1 pseudogene is annotated in these 220 nt (G+C 60.0%); it reads left to right on the forward strand.

The annotated features are described in order from the left end of the window. A pseudogene (locus H6B10_RS18400) lies at positions 1-220 on the forward strand (hypothetical protein); the annotation flags it as partial.

Consider the following 220-nt stretch of genomic DNA (forward strand, 5'->3'; position numbering starts at 1 on the left):
TCGCACAGATCAACCCCAATGCCACCATCGTCTGCGAAGCTGAACGCCTGCGCCCTGAAAAGAGCGAGGTCAACCGCCTGCTGGGCGATGCCACCAAACTGCGCAACCTGACCGATGGCGGCATCGCAGTCTGCAATGGTCATAAAGCCGTTGGCGGTGTCCTTCACGTAGTTGAAGTCACGGGTGGGGGTCAGGCTGCCCAGCTTGATCTCGGTCTGAC

It is taken from the genome of Gemmiger formicilis (assembly GCF_016901605.1).
GTDB classification, from domain to species: Bacteria; Bacillota; Clostridia; order Oscillospirales; family Ruminococcaceae; genus Gemmiger; species Gemmiger formicilis_B.